This is a genomic window from Streptomyces sp. NPDC020845, from assembly GCF_044334165.1.
Taxonomy (GTDB): Bacteria; Actinomycetota; Actinomycetes; order Streptomycetales; family Streptomycetaceae; genus Streptomyces.
This window is the reverse complement of the sequence record NZ_JBIRSJ010000062.1, coordinates 1-5,974: the sequence shown is the minus strand read 5'-3', so window position 1 is coordinate 5,974 and position 5,974 is coordinate 1. Positions and strand designations below refer to the sequence as shown.

The 5,974-nt window shown below is 75.1% G+C and carries 3 protein-coding genes and 1 pseudogene; 3 read left to right on the top strand and 1 reads right to left on the bottom strand.

Translation table 11 applies throughout. The features are described from left to right. The 3 genes and pseudogenes from ACH4U7_RS52975 to ACH4U7_RS52965 all read left to right on the top strand — a co-directional run. The coding region (locus tag ACH4U7_RS52975; RefSeq protein ID WP_398534907.1) for an SDR family NAD(P)-dependent oxidoreductase at window positions 1–2,523 on the top strand (2,523 nt) is incomplete at its 5' end. Window positions 2,524–2,681: 158 nt separating this feature from the next. Next, window positions 2,682–3,160 (top strand): annotated as a pseudogene (locus ACH4U7_RS52970) (hypothetical protein). Then, window positions 3,157–3,516 carry a hypothetical protein gene (locus ACH4U7_RS52965; protein ID WP_319701197.1) on the top strand — a complete coding sequence of 120 codons (360 nt, stop codon included), beginning with the start codon at window positions 3,157–3,159 and terminating at the stop codon, window positions 3,514–3,516. The pseudogene ACH4U7_RS52970 and the gene ACH4U7_RS52965 overlap by 4 nt, the downstream one beginning before the upstream one ends. Window positions 3,517–3,692: 176 nt before the next feature. Here ACH4U7_RS52965 and ACH4U7_RS52960 read toward each other — a convergent pair. Continuing rightward, window positions 3,693–5,974 (bottom strand): KR domain-containing protein (locus ACH4U7_RS52960; RefSeq protein ID WP_398534906.1); only part of this gene is annotated, 2,282 nt, incomplete at its 5' end.

The following is a 5,974-nucleotide window of genomic DNA, read 5'->3' as shown; positions in this document are numbered from 1 at the left end:
AACCACATCCGCCAACCCGTCCACTTCCACCCCGCCATCACCCACACCGCACCCCACACCACCGCCTACATCGAAATCGGCCCCGACCCCGTCCTGATCCCGGGCGCCCAACACACCCTCGACGCACTCGACACCCCGCCCGCGCACCCGCCCGTCCTCATCCCCACCCTCACCCGCACCCAGCCCGACGCCGACAGCCTGGCCCAGTCACTCGCCCGCCTCCACACTCTCAGCCCCGTCGACTGGCGCACCTGGTTCACCGACGGCACCACCACCCCGGCCACCATCGACCTGCCCACCTACGCCTTCGACCGCGAGCGCTACTGGCTGCCGACCGCGCCGTCCGTGCCGGCCGACGGCTCGGCTGACCCGGCGGAGGCCGAGCTGTGGGCGGCCATCGAGGGCCAGGACGCCGACGCCCTGGCGCAGTTGCTGGAGCCCGAGGGGGACGCGGCCACCGGCATCGAGGCGTTGCGGCCCGCCCTGCCCGTGCTGTCCGCGTGGCGCCGCCGCCACCGCGAACGCACCACCCTGGCGTCCTGGCGCCACCAGGTCCGCTGGACCCCGCTGCCCGAGCCCGGCGCGTCCGCGCTGCACGGCACGTGGCTGCTGCTCGTCCCCGCCGGACAGGAGGACCACCCGGCGGTGCGGACCGCGACCCGCGCACTGACCGACCACGGCGCCGACGTCGAGCCCCGCACCGCCGACGCCGGCGCCACCGACCGTGAGGCGTTCGCCCGTCAGCTGTCCGGACTGCCCTCATTGACCGCGTTCTCCGGCGTCCTCAGCCTGCTCGCCCTCGACGAACGCCCCCACCCCGGCCATCCGGCCGTTCCCGCCGGGCTCGCCGCCACCGTCGCCGCCCTCCAGGCCCTCGGCGACGCCGGGATCAACGCCCCGCTGTGGTGCCTCACCCAGGGCGCCGTCTCCACCGGCGGCGACGACCCGCTGACGAACCCCCTCCAGGCGCAGGCCTGGGGCGTCGGCCGCGTCGCGGCACTCGAACACGCCGACCGCTGGGGCGGCCTGATCGACCTCCCGCCCGAGCCCGACGAGCGGACCGCCGCCCTGCTGGCTGCCCTGCTCGCCGGCGTTCCCCCGGGCGGCCCGCCCGAGGACCAGGCGGCGATCCGGGCGCGCGGCCTGCTGGTCCGCCGCCTCGCGCACGCCCCCGGGCGTCCCGCGCGCCGCCCCTGGCGGCCGGAGGGCACCGTGCTGATCACCGGCGGCACCGGCGGCATCGGCGGGTTGCTGGCCCGCTGGGCGGTCGGGCACGGCGCTGGACACCTGGTCCTCACCAGCCGGCGCGGCCCCGACGCCCCGGGCGCCGCCGAGCTGGCCGCCGAACTCCGCGCCATGGGAACCTCGGTGACCATCGCCGCCTGCGACGCGGCGGACCGCGACGCGCTGCGGGGCGTGCTCGACGCCATCCCCGCCGAGCACCCGCTGACCGCCGTCATCCACGCCGCCGGCGTCGTCGAACACGGCCACCTCGCCGACGCCGACCCCGGCCACCTCGACCGCCTGCTCGCCCCGAAGGCGCTCGCAGCCCGCCACCTCCACGAGCTGACCAAGGGGCACGACCTCTCGGCCTTCGTGCTGTTCTCCTCGGTCTCCGCGATCTGGGGCAGCGGGCAGCAGGGCGCGTACGCGGCCGCCAACGCCTACCTCGACGCCCTCGCCGAGCACCGCCGCGCCGAGGGCCTGCCCGCCACCTCGCTGGCCTGGGGTCTGTGGGGCGAGGTCGGCATGGCGACCGCCGACGACGAACTCGACTACTTCCGCCGCCGCGGCGTGCACCCCCTCGACCCCCGGCTCGGCATCATCTCTCTCCACCAGGCGATCGAACGCGGGGACACCACGGCCGTCATCGCCGGGGTCGACTGGCGCCGCTTCCTGGTCAGCTTCACCGCGCTGCGCCCCAGTCCGTTCCTCGGCGACCTGCCCGAGGCCGCCGACCGGGAGGGGGACGACGCACCGGCACCGGCCGCCCAGGACGCCGACCCGCTGCGGCAGAAGCTCGCCGCGAGCCCGCAGGCCGAGCGGCACCACATCCTGGTGCGGCACGTGCGGACCCACGCGGCCGGCATCCTCGGCCACGCCTCCGCCGACGCCGTCCCGGCGACGAAGCCGTTCCAGGAGCTGGGCTTCGACTCACTCACCGCCGTGCGGCTGCGCAACGAGCTGAACGCCAGCACCGGGCTGAATCTGCCCGCCACTGTGCTGTTCGACTACCCCTCGGCCGAGGAACTCGCCCGCTACCTCCACGATCTGCTCGTCGCCGACGTCGCCACGAGCGAGGCGCGGATCATGTCCGAGCTGGACGGCTGGGACGCCTCCCACGCACCCGAGGGCGTCAACGAGGCCGCCCGCTCCCGGATCGCGGCCCGGCTGCGGCTCCTTGCCGAGCGGTGGAGCGAGCCGGTCGACGCCGACGGCGCCGCCGGGTCCCACGAGGACCTGGAGGAGGCCACGGCGGAGGAGATCTTCGACCTGATCGCGAGCGAGTTCGGCAAGTCCTGACCCGGCAGCCGCACCGAGCCGTTGGCCGTTCGAGTCATTGAGGATTGTTCCCGCGCAGCCGAAGATCGTTCCCCAGGGCACGAGCGCCATGCGGTTGGGCGATGCGTCCCTCTTCCGAGCGATGGCACCGAGCCAAGTTTCGAAGTAATTTCAAAGTCATGAGTTCCGAGAGCGCAGCCGTCAACTTCTCCGAGCTGGTGAACAAGAACAAGCAGACCCTTGCCCGGCTTCAGGAATCGCCGAGACTGCTCCTGCACCGCAGAGGCGGCGAGGATCTGGTCCTCACCACCGCGGCGCGGGCCGAGCAGGACCAGACCGTGGTGTCCGCGGCTACCCGGATGCTGGTCGCCATGGCGCGCCGGGAGCCCGGCAGCATGGAACTGCTCCTCGACATACTGCCGGACGCGTTCCCGTGGGTCCGATTCCTGCCCGAGTCCGATCTCCATGCCTTCGCCGTCGAACTGGTCGACACCATGCGCGCTGCCGACTCGATCAGCAGCAGCGCACCCGTCGCCCAGTTGCTCATTGCCTGGCAGCACACCGCCGAGGTCTACTCCGATCCCGCACTGCTGGCCGCGCTGACCAGGGATCACGGCGAAGACTACGCCCGGTGCCAGACCCGCGGGACGTCGCATGACCGCGGGTCGCGGCGACCGCGCCGCGCCTCCGGCACCGGACGGCCACTGGGAAGTCCGCTTCGCTGATGCCGCCTCGGCCAAGGGCTGGGAGAGCCTCGCCCAGCAGGCCCGCGAGAACACCTACCGCGCCTGGACCACCATGCGCACCGACCCCCGACCGACCACGGAGAAACCCCGGCACCACCGCCTCAAAGGCGCTCTGGCACATGGCGCCCACCGCGGGCAGACCTGTGAGCAGTGGCAGATCGAGGTGGCCGGCGGTGGCCGCATCTGGTACCTCCTCGACACTGTCCGGGAGACGTGCTGGATCACCTTCGCAGGAACGGGACATCCGCGAGCCACAGACCGGCGCTGACAGCCGGGTGGGCGGCGGAACGGGATCAGGAGGGCATCGGTTTCAGCGTGCTCCGGAAGGAACCCCGCAGGGGTCGCTGGTCCCCCCAGGACCGGCCCCAGGGAGCGCTCCAGGAAGCGAATTCTCCCAGCCACCCCTGACGAAGGGCGTCAGGGGTGGCTGCGTTCCGTGAGGGGTCAGGACTCGCCGAACTCGCGATCGATGAGGGCGAACATCTCGTCGGCGGACGCCGACGCCAGCTCGTCGCCCGTCTGCTGCTCGTCCTGCGGCTCGGCCCCGCCCTCGTACCGCCACAGCAGCACCCGCAGCCGGTGGGTGAGGCCGGAACGCCGGGGATCGTCCGCGTCCAGGGCCGCCAGCGCCGCCTCGATGCCGTCGAGGTGCGCGGCGGCCGGCTCCGTCCCGGAGTCCTCCGCCATCACCTGCGCGACCAGGTAGCCGGCCAGCGCGGTCGGCGTCGGGTAGTCGAAGACCAGCGTGGCAGGCAGCGTCAGGCCGGTGGCGCCGCGCAGCCGGTTCCTGAACTCGATCGCCGCCACCGAGTCGAACCCCAGGTCCTTGAAGGACTGCTGGGGGTCGAGCGACTCCGCCGACGCGTAGCGCAGCGCGTTCGCCACGTGGGTGCGCACCAGCGCCAGCAGCGTGCCGTCGCGCTCCTGCGGCGGCTGCGCCGCGAGCCGCTCACGCAGCGCCGCCAGGCCCTCCGCCGATCCGGCGTCGTCCTCGGCACCCCGCGCGGCCCGCCGGGCCGCCGGGATCTCCTCGAAGAGACGGCTGGGGCGCACCATGGTGAACACCGGCACGAACCGCTCCCAGTGCACGTCCGCGAGGACCGCGTGCCCCTCGCCGCCGTCCAGCGTCCGCCGCAGCGCCGTCAGCGCCAGCCCGGGGTCGAGGGCCGACAGCCCGTGGCGTTCGGCGCGTTCGGCCGCATCGGCTCGCACTGCCCCCTCGTCGTTCCACGGGCCCCACGCCACCCGGACGACGGGCCCGCCGGCCGCCTCGCGCCGTTGCGCCACCGCGTCCAGGTACGCCTCGGCGGCGGCGCGGGCGCCCTGCTCCCCGACGCCCCAGACCCCCACGACGGAGGAGAAGACCACCACCGGGTCGTCCGCCTCCAGGCCACACAGCTCCGGGAGGTGATCGACGTCGGCCACGGCGTTCGACAGCGCCTCGGCCAGCCCGTCCGGCGTGAGACCGGCCAGCGGCACCGGCTCGCCCGCGGTCCCCGCGTGGACGATGGTCCGCACGCGCGGCCCGGAGGCCGCGAGCTGATCGGCCAGTTCGCGCCGGGCGGCCGGCCCGGACGGCACGCCGTCCACGACGGTCGCCTCGGCGCCCAGCTCCGCCAGCGAGGCCACCAGCTCCGCGCCGCCGGGCGCGTCCTGGCCCCCCGGCGCGAGCAGCACGATGCGCTTGGTGCCGCCCGCCGCCAGCCAGCGCGCCACGTGGGCCGCGACCCCGGTGACCCCGCCGGTGACGAGCACGCCGTCCCGGGGCGTCCACGCCCGTTCGTCCTGTTCGTTCGGCCCGTCGAGGGGCGCGGGCAGCACCCGCCGCCCGTACACGCCCTCGGAGCGCAGCGCGACCTGGTCCTCGCCGTCCCGCCCGGCCAGCGCGGCGCGCAGCAGGCCCGGGGTGAGGTCGTCGGCCGAAGCGGGCAGGTCGATCAGCCCGCCCCACGCCGCGGGGTGTTCCAGGGCGGCCACCCGGCCGAGCCCCCACACCTGGGCCTGCGCCGGCGCGCTGGGCCGCTCCTCGCCGTCCCCGGCCGCCACCGCGCCCCGGGTCGCGGAGTACAGAGGGGCGTCCACCTCGGCCTCCAGCACGGCGCGCAGCAGGGCGTGGGTGGCGGTGAGGCCACGGCTCACGGCCGGGAACGCCGCCGCGTGCGGGCGTTCGTCCAGCGCCAGCAGCGACAACACGCCCGCGGGGGGCGGGCCGTCGGCCAGCGCGGCGCGCAGCAGGCCCGGGGCGAGGTCGCCGGCCGGCAGCAGCCGCACCTCCGCGCCACCCGCCGTCAGGGCCCGCTCGCAGGCCTCGGCCCACTCCCCGGCGCCCTCGGGCGGCACCACCAGCAGCCACGGGCCCTCGGCCGGGAAGGAGCCCTGGCCGGGGTCGGGCAGGCGGCGCCAGCCGACCCGGTAACGCCAGGCACTGACCGTCGACCGCTCGTGGCGTTCCCGGCGCCAGTGCGAGAGCGTGGGCAGCAGCGCGTCCAGCGACGCGCGCCGCCCGTCCTCCGCGCCGAGGCCCAACGCCTCGGACAGGCCCGGGAGATCCTGCGCCTCGACCGCGTGCCAGAACCGGGTCTCCTCCGCGTCCGCCCCGGCGGCCGGGGCGTCGGCCACCTCATCCGGCCCCCAGTAGCGCTGTCGTTGGAAGGGGTAGGTGGGGAGGTTGGGTGGTTCGGTGCCTGGGGCTGGTGGTGTGGGGAACCAAGTGTGCCAGTTGATGG